The 16,265-nt window shown below is 60.7% G+C and carries 13 protein-coding genes; 5 read left to right on the plus strand and 8 right to left on the minus strand.

The genetic code is table 11. The features are described 5' to 3' along the window. Positions 1–130: 130 nt before the first annotated feature. The 7 genes from OQE56_RS11225 to OQE56_RS11255 all read right to left on the minus strand — a co-directional run bounded on the left by OQE56_RS11225 (position 131) and on the right by OQE56_RS11255 (position 7,181). Entirely contained in the window at positions 131–1,801 is a 1,671-nt protein-coding gene (locus OQE56_RS11225; protein WP_267224386.1) for an arylsulfatase, read from the minus strand. A gap of 506 nt (positions 1,802–2,307) precedes the next feature. Next, positions 2,308–3,912 carry an arylsulfatase gene (locus OQE56_RS11230; protein WP_267224388.1) on the minus strand — a complete coding sequence of 535 codons (1,605 nt, stop codon included), beginning with the start codon at positions 3,910–3,912 and terminating at the stop codon, positions 2,308–2,310. Positions 3,913–4,073: 161 nt separating this feature from the next. Beyond that, positions 4,074–5,096 (minus strand): HAD family hydrolase, encoded by a 1,023-nt coding sequence (locus OQE56_RS11235; protein ID WP_267224390.1) that lies wholly within the window; start codon positions 5,094–5,096, stop codon positions 4,074–4,076. 363 nt (positions 5,097–5,459) lie between these two features. Beyond that, positions 5,460–5,732, minus strand: a complete 273-nt coding sequence (locus OQE56_RS11240) for a GDCCVxC domain-containing (seleno)protein (protein WP_486599064.1) — start codon at positions 5,730–5,732, stop codon at positions 5,460–5,462. Then, positions 5,722–6,111 carry a hypothetical protein gene (locus tag OQE56_RS11245; protein ID WP_267224392.1) on the minus strand — a complete coding sequence of 130 codons (390 nt, stop codon included), beginning with the start codon at positions 6,109–6,111 and terminating at the stop codon, positions 5,722–5,724. Before OQE56_RS11245 ends, OQE56_RS11240 begins: the two co-directional genes overlap by 11 nt. 13 nt (positions 6,112–6,124) lie before the next feature. Then, positions 6,125–6,268: a hypothetical protein gene (locus tag OQE56_RS11250; protein WP_267224393.1), complete on the minus strand. Its 144-nt coding sequence runs from the start codon at positions 6,266–6,268 to the stop codon at positions 6,125–6,127. Between the two features lie 76 nt (positions 6,269–6,344). Next, positions 6,345–7,181, minus strand: coding sequence for a helix-turn-helix transcriptional regulator (locus OQE56_RS11255; RefSeq protein WP_267224394.1), 837 nt, complete (start codon positions 7,179–7,181; stop codon positions 6,345–6,347). Between the two features lie 177 nt (positions 7,182–7,358). Between OQE56_RS11255 and OQE56_RS11260 the strand changes: the two genes are divergently transcribed. The 5 genes from OQE56_RS11260 (at position 7,359) to OQE56_RS11280 (ending at position 14,008) form a co-directional block, all read left to right on the plus strand. Beyond that, complete coding sequence (locus tag OQE56_RS11260) at positions 7,359–8,465, plus strand: isocitrate lyase/PEP mutase family protein (protein ID WP_267224395.1); 1,107 nt, start codon at positions 7,359–7,361, stop codon at positions 8,463–8,465. 11 nt (positions 8,466–8,476) lie between these two features. Next, complete coding sequence (locus tag OQE56_RS11265) at positions 8,477–9,436, plus strand: transporter (RefSeq protein ID WP_267224396.1); 960 nt, start codon at positions 8,477–8,479, stop codon at positions 9,434–9,436. Between the two features lie 202 nt (positions 9,437–9,638). Further along, positions 9,639–11,837, plus strand: coding sequence for a TIR domain-containing protein (locus OQE56_RS11270; RefSeq protein WP_267224398.1), 2,199 nt, complete (start codon positions 9,639–9,641; stop codon positions 11,835–11,837). 87 nt (positions 11,838–11,924) lie between these two features. After that, on the plus strand, positions 11,925–12,254 hold the full coding sequence (locus tag OQE56_RS11275) for a hypothetical protein (protein WP_267224400.1): 330 nt from the start codon (positions 11,925–11,927) through the stop codon (positions 12,252–12,254). Between the two features lie 32 nt (positions 12,255–12,286). Beyond that, on the plus strand, positions 12,287–14,008 hold the full coding sequence (locus OQE56_RS11280; RefSeq protein WP_267224402.1) for a hypothetical protein: 1,722 nt from the start codon (positions 12,287–12,289) through the stop codon (positions 14,006–14,008). Between the two features lie 242 nt (positions 14,009–14,250). Here OQE56_RS11280 and OQE56_RS11285 read toward each other — a convergent pair whose 3' ends face one another. After that, complete coding sequence (locus OQE56_RS11285) at positions 14,251–16,260, minus strand: MGH1-like glycoside hydrolase domain-containing protein (protein ID WP_267224404.1); 2,010 nt, start codon at positions 16,258–16,260, stop codon at positions 14,251–14,253. Positions 16,261–16,265: the final 5 nt, after the last annotated feature.

A 16,265-nucleotide genomic window follows, 5' to 3' on the forward strand; every position in this document is an offset into this window, starting at 1 on the left:
CTCGCGCGTGGCTGGCTTCCTTCCGAGTATAGGGAGGAATCGGCTCGCGACGCGCTACTTAAGTAAACGTGAATAGCAATGATGGAAGGAGGCGGACAACCTGCCGGTCGTCCGCCTCTCTGTACTGCGGTTACTTGCCCTGCTTCTGTTGCAACTGTCGATCGAGCGCTTCAGTCATCTGATCGATGGTGAACGATGCCGGGATCTGGCTGGGCGGATAATCCTTGTACGAGGCAAACAACGATTTCACGTGCATCATGCCTTCGACAAAGAGGTAATTGTTGTCGGTCATCCAACGGTAGTAGCTGTTGGTCGGGCCGACGTCCGCGCGTTCATACGGGTCCATACGCAGATTGAACAGCTTGGGGATGCGCATGCAGTCGAACTTCTCCATCCAGATCTGCATGCCGCCCGGCGCGCGCTGCTCACAGAACTGGATCTTCCAGGCGGTGGGAACCGAACCACCGGTAGTGACCGTGTCCATTCGCATGGCCATCAACTTGGCATCGTCGTTGAAATAGTAGAACTCCTTGCGCGGACCTTCATTGGTCTTACCCGTCAGGTATGGCAGGAAGTTGTAGCCGTCCAGATGAACCTTGAAGTTTTTCCCGCCAATGTTGGTTCCCTTGAGAAGCTTGTTTGTGATGTCCGAATCGCCGGCAGCCGCCACCAGGGTCGGGAACCAGTCGAGCCCGGAGATCATGGTGTTGCTCACCGTGTTGGGGCGGATATGACCCGGCCAGCGGACCATGCCCGGCACACGGAACGCGCCTTCCCAGGTCGAGTCCTTCTCGCTGCGGAAGGGCGAATTCGCCGCGTCAGGCCAGGTGAAGAAGTTCGGGCCGTTATCAGTCGTGAAAATGACGATCGTGTTCTTGGTGACGCCAGCGTCATCCAGCGTCTTGAGCAGCTTGCCGACGTTCTGATCCATCTCCCACATGCCATCGGCGTAATCCTGGCCCGCGCCGAGGCCGGCCTTACCGTGATAGTCAGGACGGATGTGCGTGAACATGTGCATACGCGTGAAGTTCATCCACACGAAGAACGGCTGCTTCGCATCGGCCTGCTTCTTAATGTAGGACACGGCCGCACCGGTTGTTTCGTCGTCGATGGTCTCCATGCGCTTCGTGTTGAGCGGTCCGGTATCTTCGACCTTGCCGTCAGCGTAGGAGTGGATCACGCCACGCGGAGTGAAGTTCTTCACGAACTCCGGGTTGTTCGACGGCCAGTACGGACGCTGGGGCTCCTCTTCAGCGTTCAGGTGGTAGAGGTTGCCGAAGAACTCGTCGAAGCCGTGATTGGTGGGCAGGTATTCGTTGCGATCGCCAAGATGATTCTTGCCAAACTGCGCGGTGCCATAGCCCATCGACTTGAGCACCTGCGCAATGGTCACGTCGCGGGGCTGCAGACCCTGTTTGGCGCCCGGTTCGCCCACCTTGGAGAGGCCCGTGCGCAGGATGTTCTGGCCGGTGATAAAGGTCGAACGACCCGCCGTACAGCTGTTTTCACCGTAGTAGTCGGTGAAAATCATGCCTTCACGCGCGATACGATCGATGTTGGGCGTGCGATAGCCAGCCATGCCCATCGTATATGCACTGAGATTGGCGATACCGACATCGTCACCGAAGATGACAAGAATGTTCGGCTTTTCGCTACTGGAAGACGCATCGGGTGCCGATGCTGTTGCCTGTGCGTGCAAGGTTGGCGGCTGTAGCGTGAACGCAGCCGCTGCGACCAGCGCCGCCGCCATCACTGTACTCAGCGATTTCATTAAGGTGCTTCGCTTCCATGACGGAAACATGGTGATACTCCTGATGTGACTCGGCTGCGCCATGCAGCCAACGTCTGCGCCCCCTTTCCCGCAGGACACGGACCACGGAATCGAATCCACGATCAGTAGACGCAAATATCACCGGACCGGCCTGGAAGCCGCCGACCGAAGAGAAACTCGCTTGAAAGAGGGTTTTGCAGCGTATCGACGAGGAGCAGCGCGCAACATCGCGCCTTCATGTGATGTGGTGTAGGCATTGGACGCAACACCTCGAAGGCCAAGGCGACATCGGCAGACTCTGATCATGAGCCTGCGACAAAAACGCTCATGAAGGCGCTTGTGGCGTCGCAGCCGCCTCACCGACGTTCTGGCCACCGTACTTTCTGCTTTGAATGGAAAGCCTTCGCGTCGGCACAGGCCTCGCAATTCCCAGACGATATGAGCGCGGGGCGTCAAAACGCAGACTGCCCGCACGAGGGCGGGCAGTCACGAACATATACAGCCTGGCGACATCCCTGTCGCCAAATCAGAATGGTCTACTTGCCCTGCTGCTGCTTCATCATCTGCATCTTCATGGCTTCGACCGCCCCGTCAATGGAGAAGGAGCCCGGCAACTGGCTCGGCGGGTACTCCTTGAACGTCTGCAGGAACCCGACCGCCCGGCGATTGGCCTCGAAGATCAGGTAGACGTTGTCGGTCATCCACTTTTCGTACCCTGTCGTGGGACCAATATTCGCGCGCTCGTAGGGATCCATACGCAGATTGAAGAGTCTTGGCAGACGCAGGCAGGTGAAGGGCTCCTGCCATATGTTCAGACTTCCTTGTGCCCGCTGCTCGCAGAACACAGCCTTCCAGGCATCTGGACGAACGCCATTCGGCCCGAGCGAATCCCATCGGATGGCAACCAACTGTGCGTCGTCATCGAAGTAGTAGAACTCGTGACGTGGCGATTCGTTGGTCTTTCCGGTGAGATAGGGCAAGAAGTTATAGCCGTCCAAATGAACCTTGTAGTTCTTGCCAGAGATACTGGTGCCCTTGAGCAGCTTGCTGGTGATGTCAGCATCGCCCGCGGCGGCCACCAGCGTGGGGAACCAGTCAAGGCCGGAAATCAGCGCGTTGCTGACGGTGTTCGGGCGGATATGCCCGGGCCAGCGGACCATGCCGGGTACGCGGAAGGCGCCTTCCCAGTTGGAGTCTTTCTCGCTGCGGAACGGGGTGTTGGCGGCATCCGGCCAGGTGAAGAAGTTCGGGCCGTTGTCGGTCGTGAACACCACGATGGTGTTCTTGGTGATGCCAGCGTCATCAAGCGTCTTGAGCAGCTTGCCGACGTTCTGGTCCATCTCCCACATGCCATCGGCATAGTCGTGACCGTCGCCCAGGCCGCCCTTGTCCTTAAAATCGGGCCGTACGTGGGTGAAGATATGCATGCGCGTGAAGTTCATCCACACGAAGAACGGCTGCTTGGCATCGGCCTGCTTCTTGATATAGGAGATCGCAGCGCCGGTCGTTTCGTCGTCGATGGTCTCCATGCGCTTCTTGGTCAGCGGTCCGGAGTCCTCGATCTTGCCATCGGCGGTGGTGTGCAAGACGCCGCGCGGATTGTAGGCCTTGAGGAAGTCCGGATTGTTCTTCGGCCAATAGGGACGCTCCGGCTCCTCTTCCGCATTGAGGTGGTAGAGGTTGCCGAAGAATTCGTCAAAACCGTGCTTGGTGGGCAGGAAACGATCCTGGTCGCCCAGGTGGTTCTTGCCGAACTGCGCGGTGCCGTAGCCAAGGCCCTTCAAAGCCTGCGCGATGGTCACGTCGCGATCCTGAATGCCCTGGGGAGCGCCCGGAGCACCTACTTTGGACATGCCCGTGCGCAGCACGGTCTGGCCGGTGATGAAGGTAGAGCGACCGGCGGTACAGCTGTTTTCACCGTAATAGTCGGTGAAGATCATGCCCTCACGCGCGATGCGATCGATGTTCGGCGTGCGATAGCCCACCAATCCCATCGAATAGGCGCTGATATTGGAGATGCCTACGTCATCGCCAAAGATCACCAGGATATTTGGCTTGCCGTTGTCTGATGATTCCTGCTGCTGATCCTGCGCTGGCGGCTGTGCCCTTACCGTTGTCGGCTGGATGGTGACGGCAGCCACAACAAGCAATGCTGTCGTGACTACTGTCGTTAGCGATTTCAACAATCTACTGCGCTGCCTTAGCCATAACATGGAAAATCCTCCTGATGTGCATGACTGCGAAAGGCAGCCAACGGTGATCACACGAACGTTCCACGCGAGGCTGGTGAAGGCGCCGCGTGTTATTTCTTCGCCGCTTTTTCGGGTGGGAAAATCACCTTCCAGTCGTTCTTCATATCCACCACGGCCCACCCTTTGGCCGTGGCTTCGTCCAACGCTTTATCCAGCTTGCCCACCGGCGACTGGCGGTCGTAGGCAAACTCGCGTACGTCATCGGTGTGGTGCACCAGACCGGCAAAACGCGTACCGGCGCCTGACATGGTCCACTCGAGCATCTGCTGGTCGCCGTCGGAATTACCGAAGGCAAGAATGGGTTTACGCCCGATGAAGCGCTCAATGCCTACCGGCTTGCCGCCGTGGTCGTCCACCAGCGCGATCTTGGCCTGCTTGATCAGTACGGGGTGACCGTCGCGCGACTGATAGGTGAGTTCGCCCTCGCTGCCGATCACTTGTTCCGGGGGAACGCCATACACAGCCTCAGCCCAGGCGCGGATGAAGTCCTGGCCACCGCCCGAAACGATATACGTCTTGAAGCCGTTGTCGCGCAGGTAGTGCAGCAACTCCAGCATGGGCTGGTAGACCATTTCGGTGAAGACGCGATGGGTTTTAGGGTGGCGTGCTGTGGCAACCCAAGCGTTCACACGTTGCGCGAATTCGTCCGTGGTCATACCGGCATGCGTGGCCGCGATCAGTTCCGCCGCACCCTTCTCACCTGAAGCAGCCAGCCCCATCAAGTCACCCGCCAATGCGGACTTGAAGGGCTCCGTGGTCTTCCATTCGGGATGCTGTGGCAATTGCGCTTTCACCTGATCCATCACGAAGAAAAATTCGGAATAGACCGGCTGCTCCGCCCACAACGTGCCGTCATTGTCGAACGTAGCGATGCGCTGCTCAGGCGGCACGAAATCCGGCGACCCTTGGGTGGTTACCTTTTTTACGAAGCTTTCGATGCTCTGTTTGGTGGGTCCGTCGTTCCACGAGGGCAGCGGATCGGTGGCCGCAAGACAGGCATTCGCCCAGAGCAGGAGAACAGCCAGCCACAACGAAGACACCGGTCTCGCGAAGTACCGTCGATGGTGATTCACGGCTCTTTCCTTGATTGAAGACCAATCACCATGCCTGCCTTGTCAGCCCCTCTGGATGAGCAACGACTGCGCCGCCGGTGAGCCAGACACTTAGTGGTGACGGCCCAGGCGCACAGGACACGGCAACGTTCCTTCATCCCCCCGCTTGAGACAATCGGGAGGTCTACTTAGCCGCACTAAGAAAAATTACGGTTTTTGCAAACGTGAAGGCTCGACGGGCGGAAACACCACGCCCATTTGACAGTTCCTTGACGTCATTAAGGGGCAGTTGCCAGATCGCGTACGAACTGCCCGGTTGTCAGGCCATCGACGTGGATGATGGCCTTCCCCACCTACGAGGGCTTCACTGACAGCAGCGGCCGCTCAGCGGCAACTGCAACAGCTGCCTTGTTGTTGAATCGGCGGGCACGGCACCGTGCCATAGGAACAGAACACACAGCAGTCGCCCTGCTTCGGGCGCAACAGCACACCGCACCCTGCACATTCGTAGAAGAACACACAGGCGTTGGTCGGCATGGTTTCCGTCGCCTGATGACCACACTCAGGACAGGTGATCGTGGATTCCAATGTCACGGGGCTGGCTGGGCTGTTCGCCATGGTTACTGGCAGGGAAATGGACAAGGTCTCATCGTACATCCGGCCGGCGATGCGCGGGCGCGCCGCTCGCCTGGGGAAAAACCAGTTTCAAACCCATGCCAAGGTCATACTCGCGAGTATTCGCCGCAGATGGCGCAGTCTGTTCACGCACGCAGACATGTTCGTCTCTCGTGGCCACTCGAAGATCCGCATTGATCCGGCGCATGAACTCCGCCGTGTTCTCCGCGGCGCGATAGGCGCCGAGACGTTTTTCGATCTCGAGTACCCGGGCAACCCGATCAAGGCCGGCATCATCCTCATACTTGCCCTGTAGCAGCATTTCGATACGAGTCGCTACAGCGTCCGGCGCCGAGGACTCCCCGGCGCCGGACACCATGCTTGCCATCCCGAACGCCATCATCGTGACGATGTGGCGCACCGGCGCTACCACGTCACGCCGCTCCCTTGGCGCTGGCTTCGCGCAGCTTCTCGGCGCACTCCTCACAACACACTTCGACGACGCGCCCGCCGATGGTGACCTGGATGGCATTGCCGTCCAGCGGGTAGTCGCATGCGGCACAGGTTTTCTCGCTCATGTCCTCAACTCCTGTCGTTACCCTCATTGGGTGGACACAGAAGACCATGGCCGTAAGCGGCGCGCTGTCGAATTCTTTAGGTGTCTGCGACCAGGGAGGAACGACGGAACTCGGTCGGTGAGCGGCCAAAGGCGCGGCGGAACGCGCTGGCGAAATGACTGTGACTGGAGAAGCCAAGCTCAGCCGCCAGGGCCGAGAGATCGTCGTACTCATCCATCACATTCAGCGCGCGTGCCAGACGCAATTGCAGCTGATACTGGTATAGCGGCATACCCTCCACCTGCCGGAACACCTGGGTCAGGTAGACCGGCGAACTGCCGATGGCGTTGCCGATATCAGCGAGCGTCCAGCGCCGCGAGAGATCGCTGGCCAGCAACACCTTTACCCGGTCGGCAAGGCGCCGGCGTGCATGGGTAGAGGTCGACTCGTGCGTGGTACGCGGCCCCAGGCTGCGGCTGACCAGCGTCAATACCAATGCCTCCGCCTCCAACAGCTCGATGCTTCCGTTGTCCAGCGCGTGGCGGAGCAGCGCCACCAGCGCCTGGGCGCGCGCGTCAATACGCAAGGACTGGCGGCGGAATGAGGCAACCCCACCCTTTTGCGCAAGTGACGGCGGCGTCAGCTCGGCCAGCACCGCCTCATCAAGACTCAGGGACAGGCATGCATCGCCACCATCCACCGGATGGCTGACCTGATATCCCTCTTGCGCGTTGAAGAACAGCACGTGGTTGGCATCGGCCACCGACTGATCGGTGCCGACGTGCCTGAGATAGACACCGCGATAGGGAAATACCAGCTGGGTGGACGACGCACATTCCTCCGCACTGCGATGGCGGCAGGTGCCACTGCACTGAACGCGGCGCAGTGTCAGCGATTCGGTGGCCAGCAGCGTGTGTGACGAAATGGTCGACATGCTTTCCGCTTCCGAAAGGTCGTCAGGCAATGAGGGTCCGGACACCAGCTTAGAACCCCCAGAGACCGTACGCCTGTGCCCTTGGCGAAGTGACTAAAGATTCTGACAGCGCCGGTAGTGGCCCGGATGGTCTCCTACTTACGCCCTACGAGGCGGGCATTACAAGGGACTAAAGCCATGAACCGTCAAACCATTGCGCGCGCGGTGCGCTTCCATCAACGGCACTCTGAGGCCGCCCCGCTGGTGCTGCCCAACGTATGGGACGTGGCCAGCGCCCGGATAGTGGAACAGGCCGGTGCCGAGGCCATCGCCACGTCCAGTGCCGCCATGGCATGGGCCCTGGGGTACCCCGATGGCGAGCAGATGCCCGTCGACGCATTGTTGGATGCCTGCCGCCGCATCAGCCAGGCGATCACGGTGCCGTTCACCGTGGATATCGAGCGCGGCTACGGCAAGACCGCGAGCGACACCGGCGGCCTCGTCGGTGCCCTGATCGAACTCGGCGCGATCGGCATCAATATCGAGGACGGCGTCATACCCGGCACCAACACCCTGGCGCACCCCGATGTGCTCAGCGAGCGCATCGCGTGTGCCCGCGCCGTTGCGAAGCATCATGGCGTACCCCTTTTCATCAATGCGCGGATCGACACCTACTGCGTTTCCGGTACCGATGCTAAGGCGCGGCTTGAAGAAACGCGTGCCCGCGCCCTTGCCTATGTCGAGGCGGGGGCGGATGGCATCTTTGTGCCAGGCCTCGCCAACCTGGATGACATTGCCGATCTCGCGCAGTCGATTCCGGTGCCTCTCAATATTTACGCGGGCTATCCCGGCGCGCCCAGCGTTGCCGAACTTCAACGCGCAGGTGCGCGACGCATCAGTCTCGGTTGTGGCCCTATGCAGGCGGTCATGGCGCATCTGGCGATCATCGCGAAGGAAGCGCTGAACGACGGCCGCTACGACACCATGGGTGGCCGCATGCTGACCGTAGCCGAAGCCAACGGCTTGTTTACCCCCGCCCAAGTGCCGGAGCCTTCCGCACTGCAGCAGCGCTCGCTGGCGATCATGGGCGATGGGCCCGTGGCACTGCTGGTGGGCCGTCCACGCCAGGTGCCTGCCCGCCAGGATCAGCGGCGCGGCCATGTCGAGCTGACGACGCGGAACGGTACGCAGCAAACCTCACAGGATCGTGCAACGCTTGGCACTGAAAATCGTCATGCGGTTCGCCGCCTGCTGAGTCAGCTGGCCGCCCCATTGTTCGGGTCATTCCATCGAGCCACAAGGTAAGTGAGTCGATCATGTTCAGGCATTGGTTCCTCGCGCCGTCATTGTTCTTCGCTCTTGCGTCATCGGCCTGCGCGGCGCAGGACAATGCATCGCCCACCAGCATGAATCGCGAATCGCTGAGCGATGCCTGGTGGACAGGGCCTCTGATCGCCAATTCCGCCGGGGCCTTGCCCAAAGGCCACTTTCTGATCGAACCCTACCTTTATGACGTGCGCTCCCCGCACGTCGATAGTTTCGGCTCGCTTACTTATATGGAATACGGCATCACCGACCGATGGATGGCGGGCCTGATTCCCACCTTCGGCTACAACCGCGTCGCCAACGGACCAAGCAGTGACCACATCGAGCCCGGCGATCTGAGCATCCTGGCGCAATACAGCATCACGTCCTTTCACGAAGGCAGCGCGATGCCCGCCATGGCGCTGATGGTGCAGGAGACCTTGCCCACCGGGCGATACGATCAGTTGAGCCATCCGCTGGCCGATGCGCAGGGCAATGGTGCGTACACCACGACCATTCAGCTCAACACGCAAACGTACTTCTGGCTGCCCAATGGGCGCATCCTGCGCATGCGCTTCAACATCGGCGGATCGTTCTCCCGTGACACCTCCCTTCGCGACGTAAGCGTCTATGCGACGCCCCAGGGCTTCCGTGGCCACGCCAGCCCCGGCAATGGCTTTCTGGCCAACGCCGCGTGGGAGTACAGCATGACGCAACACTGGGTATTGGCCTTTGATCTGGTCTATCGGTATACGAGCGGCGGCAAAGTGAGTGGCACGGTTTCGACGCAAAATGCCACCGCACCGCTGAACTATCGCACCGGCTCCAGTGCGAGCTTCGCCTTTGCACCCGCCATCGAATACAACTGGCGAGCAAACCTGGGGTTGCTGGTCGGCGTGCGCGTATTCACGGGCGGACACAACAGCCCGACCACCGTGACGCCGGCCATCGCCCTCAACTACGTCCACTGAGCCGCACCGGCGACGCGTCAATTTCATGTGAACGCGCGCACGTGAAAGACAGGAGCACAAACGGCGCTGATACACGTGATACGCTCGCCCCCGCCAAAGGGGTGCCGGCCGCTGATCCGCGCCGGCGTTGCTAACCACCGCCCGATGTACGAGGACTTCCCGGCAAGGGATTGTGTTGCCTTGTGCTGGAGTGCGGCTGGCTATGGCGCCCGACCCTGTTGTGCCGGAGTTCCGGTATCGCGCATTCATCAGTTACAGCCACCAGGACAAAGCCTGGGGCAGCTGGCTGCACAAAGCACTGGAAACCTATCGCGTTCCCCGCAGGCTGATCGGTCAGCGCACGGCGGCCGGTGTGATACCCAAACGGCTCGCACCGGTTTTCCGAGATCGTGACGAACTTGCGAGCGCCAACGATCTGGGAAGCAAGATCAACGAGGCGCTGCGGGAATCAGCCAACCTCATCGTCATCTGCTCACCGCGCTCAGCGGCCTCGCGTTGGGTCAATGAAGAAGTGCTGGCCTTCAAGCGGCTTGGGCGTAGTGAGCGCATCTTCTGCCTGATCGTCGATGGCGAACCCGATGCGAGCGCGATACCCGGCCGTGAGCACGAGGAATGCTTTGCACCGGCGCTGCGCTTTCGCCTGGCCGAGGACGGCGTGCCGGGAAGCGAGCCCGCCGAACCCATTGCCGCGGATGCGCGCGAGGGCAAGGACGGCAAGACCAACGCCAAACTCAAACTCATCGCCGGTCTTCTCGACATCGGATTTGACGCACTGAAACGGCGCGAACTGCAACGCCGCGTGCGGCGCATGACGGCACTGGCCGCGCTGGCGGTGGCCGTGATGGCCGTTACGACCACCCTGGCGATCACCGCCGTTATTGCGAGGAACGCCGCCGTGGTGGCCAGCCATGCGGCCGAGCGCCGACAGAAGCAGGCCGAGAATCTGGTGGATTTCATGCTTGGCGATCTGGGCGACAAACTTCAGCAGGTGTCGCGACTGGACATCATCGAATCGGTCGATGATCAGGCCATGCGCTATTTCCAGTCCCTGCCCATCATGGACGTCACCGACGAATCGCTGGCGCAACGCACGAAAGCACTCGAACGCATCGGCAGCGTGCGACTGGACGATGGCCATCTCCCCGCTGCGATGGAGTCGTTCCGAGCCGCCGCACAAATTCACGAAACACTTATCCAGCGAGATCCCAAAAGCACCGATCGCCTGTTGGCCTATGCGCGGCTGCAGGCGTTTATCGGCCTGACCTACTGGCGGCAGGGTCAGCTGGATGATGCGAAGGCCACCTTTGAAACTGCGCGCACCACGCTGAACCACGCGGCGTCGATGGCCTCCCACGACCCGACCCTTATGTTTGAGCTGGCGATGGTGGAGAACAACATCGGTCACGTGCTGGAGGCGAAAGGCCAGCTTGAAGAAGCCGCTGCGCCTTATCACAACGAACTAGCACTATGTCAGCAGCTGGTAGCCATCAAACCCGGCAACACAGACTGGAATGTGCAACTGGGGAGCGCGCACAACAACGTGGGCAAGCTCGCGTTGATGCGCGGCGACATGAGCACGGCGGTAGCCGAGTATGCCGCTGACAACGCTATCGAAACCCGCCTCTTCGAACGCGACCCCAAGGACAACAGCCAGAAAGAGAACGTGGTGACCTCACGCGCCATTTTGGGGCGCACCCTTGCGTTGACAGGCGACACCGGAGCGGCGGCCCAGGATCTGCAGCAAGCGCTGGACATGGCAGAGCAGCTACGGGCGCTCGACGCAAAGAACGCCACCAGCATGGAGGACTACGCCCTGTATTCGTCACAACTCAGCCGCCTTATGCGCCTCACCGGAAACACCGCCGAAGCGACCAGGCTGCTGAATCAGTCACTCGAAGCCTTCGCTACCCTGGTCAAGCAGGATCCCTCCGATGCCGGTTGGCAACGCGAGTTTGCCGAGGCGCAAACCGAGCAGGCCGAACAGCTGCGCAACGCAGCACGGAGAGATCAGGCACTCACTCAGGCACAGGCGGCCGTCGCCACGCTGAGCCCCTTGCTCGCCAAGCATCCCCATGACCGCGCCACACTATTAGCCACGGTCCGTGCCCAATACGTACTGGCAACCCTGACCGACGATCCGCACGCCGCTCAACAGCTTCTCGAAGACGCATTGGCCCTGACGCGAGCGGTCACGGGCGGCAAGGACGACCCCCGGCTGCTCAGTCAGCAAGTCAGTGTTCTGGTAGCGCTCGGGCGCACCGATGAGGCCCGGCCTCTCATCCAGAAACTCTGGGATACCGGCTATCGCGACCTGGCACTGGTCAATCTTCTCAAGCACGAGCACATCGACTACCCGGTCAATACCGCGTTCTCAAAGGAGCTGGCGTCCCGCATGCGCTGATGCGCATCCCCGCAGCCACCACCATCCAGGCGACGCGGCCCGCCTTGCATGTGCCGCACCCCATGACTTCGGCAACGGAGAAACGATATGACGATCAAGGTAAAGCTTGTACCCAACGACGTACCTCCCGTCACTGTGCACCCCAATCCATTCAGTGTGAACAACGGCAACGAGACGATCACATGGGTTCCGGATGCCGACCAGAGCTTCACGTTTGAAGGATTGACTGGATTACCCAACCCGCCTTTTTCGAATCTCGATATTCAGAGCACGGAAATCACCGTGCAAGATGCCAACGGCAATGGTGCTTCGGGTACGTATACCTATGCGGTCAGCGTGACCTATAACAACCAGATCTATACCTCTGGACCCAACATCATCGCGGGGGGCGGCCAGCCGAGCATCAAGAACAACTGAATCCGCTCGCAACTATCAGGGAAGCCAAGCTCATGACGATGTCACATGCCGCCCTTTCCACCGTCACCCCCTTGGTTATTGGCGTCACAAGCCACCGCAATATTCCCGCGCACGAAATCGAACCCGTGCGGCGACGTGTGCGGGATTTTTTTGCCATGGTTCATCGCGAATTCCCCGAGCTTCCGCTGCTCGTGCTGTCGGCGCTGGCCGAAGGCGGCGATCAACTGGTGGCGCAAGAGGGGCTTGCTGCCGGCGCATCGCTGATTGCGCCGCTTCCCCTGCCTCGCGACTTGTATCTCGACGATTTCACCGATCCTGGTACCCGCGCCGCCTTTGAAGCGCTGTGCGATCAGGCCAACATCGTGCAGCTACCCAAACTCAAGGGCGTATCGCGTGCCGCCATCGCCGCGCCCGGCATGGAGCGCGATCGCCAGTACGCCAAAGCTGGTGTCTACATTGCCAGTCATTGCCACATGCTTCTCGCCATTTGGGACGGGAAGGATTCCGGCCGCCTCGGCGGCACCGCGCAGATCGTCAACTATCACCTCAATGGCGAGCTGCCCGGCCTGACTGTGCGCCACCGCGAGGCACGCCACGTGCTCGGCGGAGGTGACGAGCGTCTCGTGTACCACGTCGTGTGTTCGCGCGAAGGAGCGCACGATGATGTTGCGCCCGGCCTGACGCCCTTGCAGACCTGGTGGCGCACGGGCAACAGTGCGTTGCCGGGCGATCAACTGCCACCCGAATTTCGGGCGATGTTTGCGCACATGGCGGAGTTCAACGCGGACGCCGCCAAATACAGTGCACAGATTGATGCCACCGACCGAGGACACATCGACGACGCCCTGATCGATGACACCTTCATAGGACGCCTCTTCCAGGCAGCGGATTGGCTGGCGATGCATTTCCAGAAACGCGTTCTTCTGGCCTTGCGCACCACCTATGTACTGGCCGCGCTGATGGGTATTGCCTTCACGATCTACGCCCACTTGTCCGAACAGGACTTTCTCATCTACACCTTTCTTTTGCTGTTTGCGCTCGGCGGGGTCGTCGCCCTGCTCGCCCGCCATCGCGGATGGCATCGCAAATACCTCGACTACCGAGCCCTGGCAGAGGGTCTTCGCGTGCAGGCCTACTGGCGTCGCGCGGGTATATCCGCCAGCGGCGATCATGAGTTTTCGCATGACAGCTTTTTGCAGAAGCAGAACATAGAGCTTGGCTGGATTCGCCACGTGATGCGTGCCGCCGGCATCTACACCACCACGTCCGCTGATGGCCACACGCCGGAGGCACTTGCCAGGGTGATCGACGAATGGGTCGGGCGGTCAGGCCAGTGCGGGCAACTGCACTACTTCGAGCGCAAAACGTTGGAACGCACCGGTTTGCACCACGTGACGGAAACCATTGGCCTGGTCAGTCTGTGGGGCGGCATTTCGATCAGTGTCTTTCTGGCCGCCTTCGCACTCAACCTGTCGGAGACGATCAAGACGACACTAGTGACGATCATGGCATTTCTGTCGATCGTTGCCGCGGTGCGTGAGGCCTACGCCTATCGCAAGGCGGACAAGGAGCTGATCCGGCAGTACCGCTTTATGCAACGGATTTTCAGCAGTGCGCGAGCGGCACTGGATCGCACGGCCGATCCTGTCAAGCAGCGGGAGATTCTTCTGGCGTTGGGCGACGCTGCGCTGACCGAACATGCGGAGTGGACGTTGATGCATCGCGAGCGCGATGTGGAGCACAGCAAGTTTTGACGGTGATCGGTGCCTGGGGCTTGCTCGAAATCGCCGGCGCACTATGTATTGCCTCACCGTCATCCCAGCGAAAGCTGGGATCCAGCGACTTTCGGTTTTTCGCGACGCGTGAAGGCACTGGATCCCAGCTTTCGCTGGGATGACGGTGAGGGTGAGATGAAGGTTGCTACAAAGCGTGAAGGGCCTTGGATCGGACTCCGGGTCGGCCCTCTTCATTCACCATCTCTTGCGAAGACCTAGCCTTACTGACGACCACCCTGCATCAACAAGAAATAGCTCGCCGCCGACCAACTGAAGTTGAGCGACTGATAGCCGTGCCCGCTCAGAGGATCGTAGTTTTCGTACATGGGCGCCTGCTGCGTCAGCCCCTGGGCATGGAGCACCAGCTGACGCGCCATCTCATCGGCTTGGTCGCGGTATCCATAGCGCCGCAGCGCCTCGACCCCGAAATACGACTGATCAAGCCAAACTGGACCACGCCAGTAGCCTTTGATCGGTGAGAAATGAGGATCGTCTTTGGCCAGCGTGGGAAGCGGCATGACGGTGGCGAACTTGTTGGGATCACGCATCACTTTGCTGACGGCGCGGGCCTGATCGTCGCTTGCCACGCCTGCCCAGAGTGGAGCCCATCCTTCCGAGCCGTAGACGCGCACGCGCTGGTCGCTGCCAAGCCGGGCGTCGAAGAAATAACCGGCCGCCGGATCGAACATCCGCTGCTGGATCGCCGCCTTCATGGAGGCCGCTTCCTGCTGCCACGCGTCGTGCTCAGCGGTCTTGCCGAGCACCTGCGCCAGCTCAGCAAGGTCAAGCTTCTCCCGGTAGAGATAAGCGTTAAGGTCCACCGATTCCTGATTCAGCGACCACGCGCCCTCCCCGTTCTTCACCATCACCGCAGCGTCGAAGCGCACGGCATTGTCCATGCCGCTTTCCCACGCGGCAGCGATGCGTGTGCCGTCGGTGGAGCCATATTCCGCCAGGCCGTTGTGATCGTGATCGCGCGCCGCGAACCACCAGCGGTGATAGCGCACCAGCTTGTCGTACATATCGGCAACAAACGCCCGGTCACCGGTCTGGTGATAAATCGCCAGCACGGCCCAGGTGGCAAGTGGCGGTTTGGTGTCGCGCCAGTTGTTCTCGGCCTTGTCCAGATAGACGCAGTCGGGAACCATGCCGTCGGCGCCCTGGTAGTCGAACATCGCACGCATCTGATCGCGCGCAAGGTCCGGCGCAAAGTGGGCCAGTGCAGCGGCGTGCTTCCACGAATCCCACGCCCAGAATCCATTGAAATCGGGATTGGAATACGACGGGATCACGCCGTCATGGTGCAGATCGCCGCGCGCAGCACGCCAGTTGCCCAGCAACGTGAGCATGGCCTTTACGGCGACCCGCTGCGCGACGTTGTCCGGCACGCCCTGCAGATGATGGGACGAGACGTCTTTCAGATAACCCGCCCAGCGTTCGCGATTCGCGCGCCACGCGGCGCTGTCGTCAACGGCGGGGGGCGTGTCCTTACCGGTGTCGTAGACCAGCGTCTGATCGACAAAGACACTGATCGTCTCGCCAGGCTTCAAGGTCAGCGGAGCGCTTGGCGCGATCTGATAGTCGCTGCCTTTCAGGGTGACACGGCCGGCGTCTTCGCCGTGAAGGCGCGTGGTCAAGGTGCTGCGACTGTGAGCAAAGGTCTGCATCACTTGGCCATCCGTCACGGCAAGCCGCGCACCCTGCAACGTCATGGCGCGATTCGCGATGGAAAGGTCCATCGTTCGCGCATCGGTCGATGTGAGGTCGATCTTTACAACGGCATGCCACGAATCGGCGAAGAACAGCGTTTGTTGCACGGCAAGGCCGGGGGCCGCATAGCTGCGCATCAGATAGCCGGGGCCCGCGTGACTTTCGACGGGCGTCAGCGTCACCTTCTGATGACTCACCGCATCGCTCATGACCAGCTGGGCAAAGCGCGCTCCCGCCCATTGTCCGCCCGAGAGGCTATGCACGAACGGCCCGGTAAAGCCGGAAGCCGGGTCGCTGACGGGCGGCAGGCTGTAGCCATGCCAGGCGCCCGCATCGAAGAAGATATTGAAACTGCGATCAGTGGGGTTCTTCGGTGTGCCGTGCATATCCAGCACATCAAGAATGGGCGCAGCTTGCGCGGCCGAATTTACCGGGGCGGCTGCCTGAACATTCGCCCCCGCCAACGCCAGTCCGAGGACCAGTAACGCGATGCGCCGATGCCTGATCGAAAAATGTTTCACACGAT

This window comes from Dyella silvae, assembly GCF_026421305.1.
In the GTDB taxonomy this organism is placed as follows: domain Bacteria; phylum Pseudomonadota; class Gammaproteobacteria; order Xanthomonadales; family Rhodanobacteraceae; genus Dyella; species Dyella silvae.

Bases quoted from the DNA above. Each gene is read 5' to 3' on its own strand.
- OQE56_RS11275 (WP_267224400.1), top strand. From the start codon at position 11,925: ATGACGATCAAGGTAAAGCTTGTACCCAACGACGTACCTCCCGTCACT.
- OQE56_RS11260 (WP_267224395.1), top strand. From the start codon at position 7,359: ATGAACCGTCAAACCATTGCGCGCGCGGTGCGCTTCCATCAACGGCAC.
- OQE56_RS11280 (WP_267224402.1), top strand. From the start codon at position 12,287: ATGACGATGTCACATGCCGCCCTTTCCACCGTCACCCCCTTGGTTATT.
- OQE56_RS11255 (WP_267224394.1), bottom strand. From the start codon at position 7,181: ATGTCGACCATTTCGTCACACACGCTGCTGGCCACCGAATCGCTGACA.
- OQE56_RS11225 (WP_267224386.1), bottom strand. From the start codon at position 1,801: ATGTTTCCGTCATGGAAGCGAAGCACCTTAATGAAATCGCTGAGTACA.
- OQE56_RS11270 (WP_267224398.1), top strand. From the start codon at position 9,639: ATGGCGCCCGACCCTGTTGTGCCGGAGTTCCGGTATCGCGCATTCATC.
- OQE56_RS11250 (WP_267224393.1), bottom strand. From the start codon at position 6,268: ATGAGCGAGAAAACCTGTGCCGCATGCGACTACCCGCTGGACGGCAAT.
- OQE56_RS11240 (WP_486599064.1), bottom strand. From the start codon at position 5,732: ATGTACGATGAGACCTTGTCCATTTCCCTGCCAGTAACCATGGCGAAC.
- OQE56_RS11265 (WP_267224396.1), top strand. From the start codon at position 8,477: ATGTTCAGGCATTGGTTCCTCGCGCCGTCATTGTTCTTCGCTCTTGCG.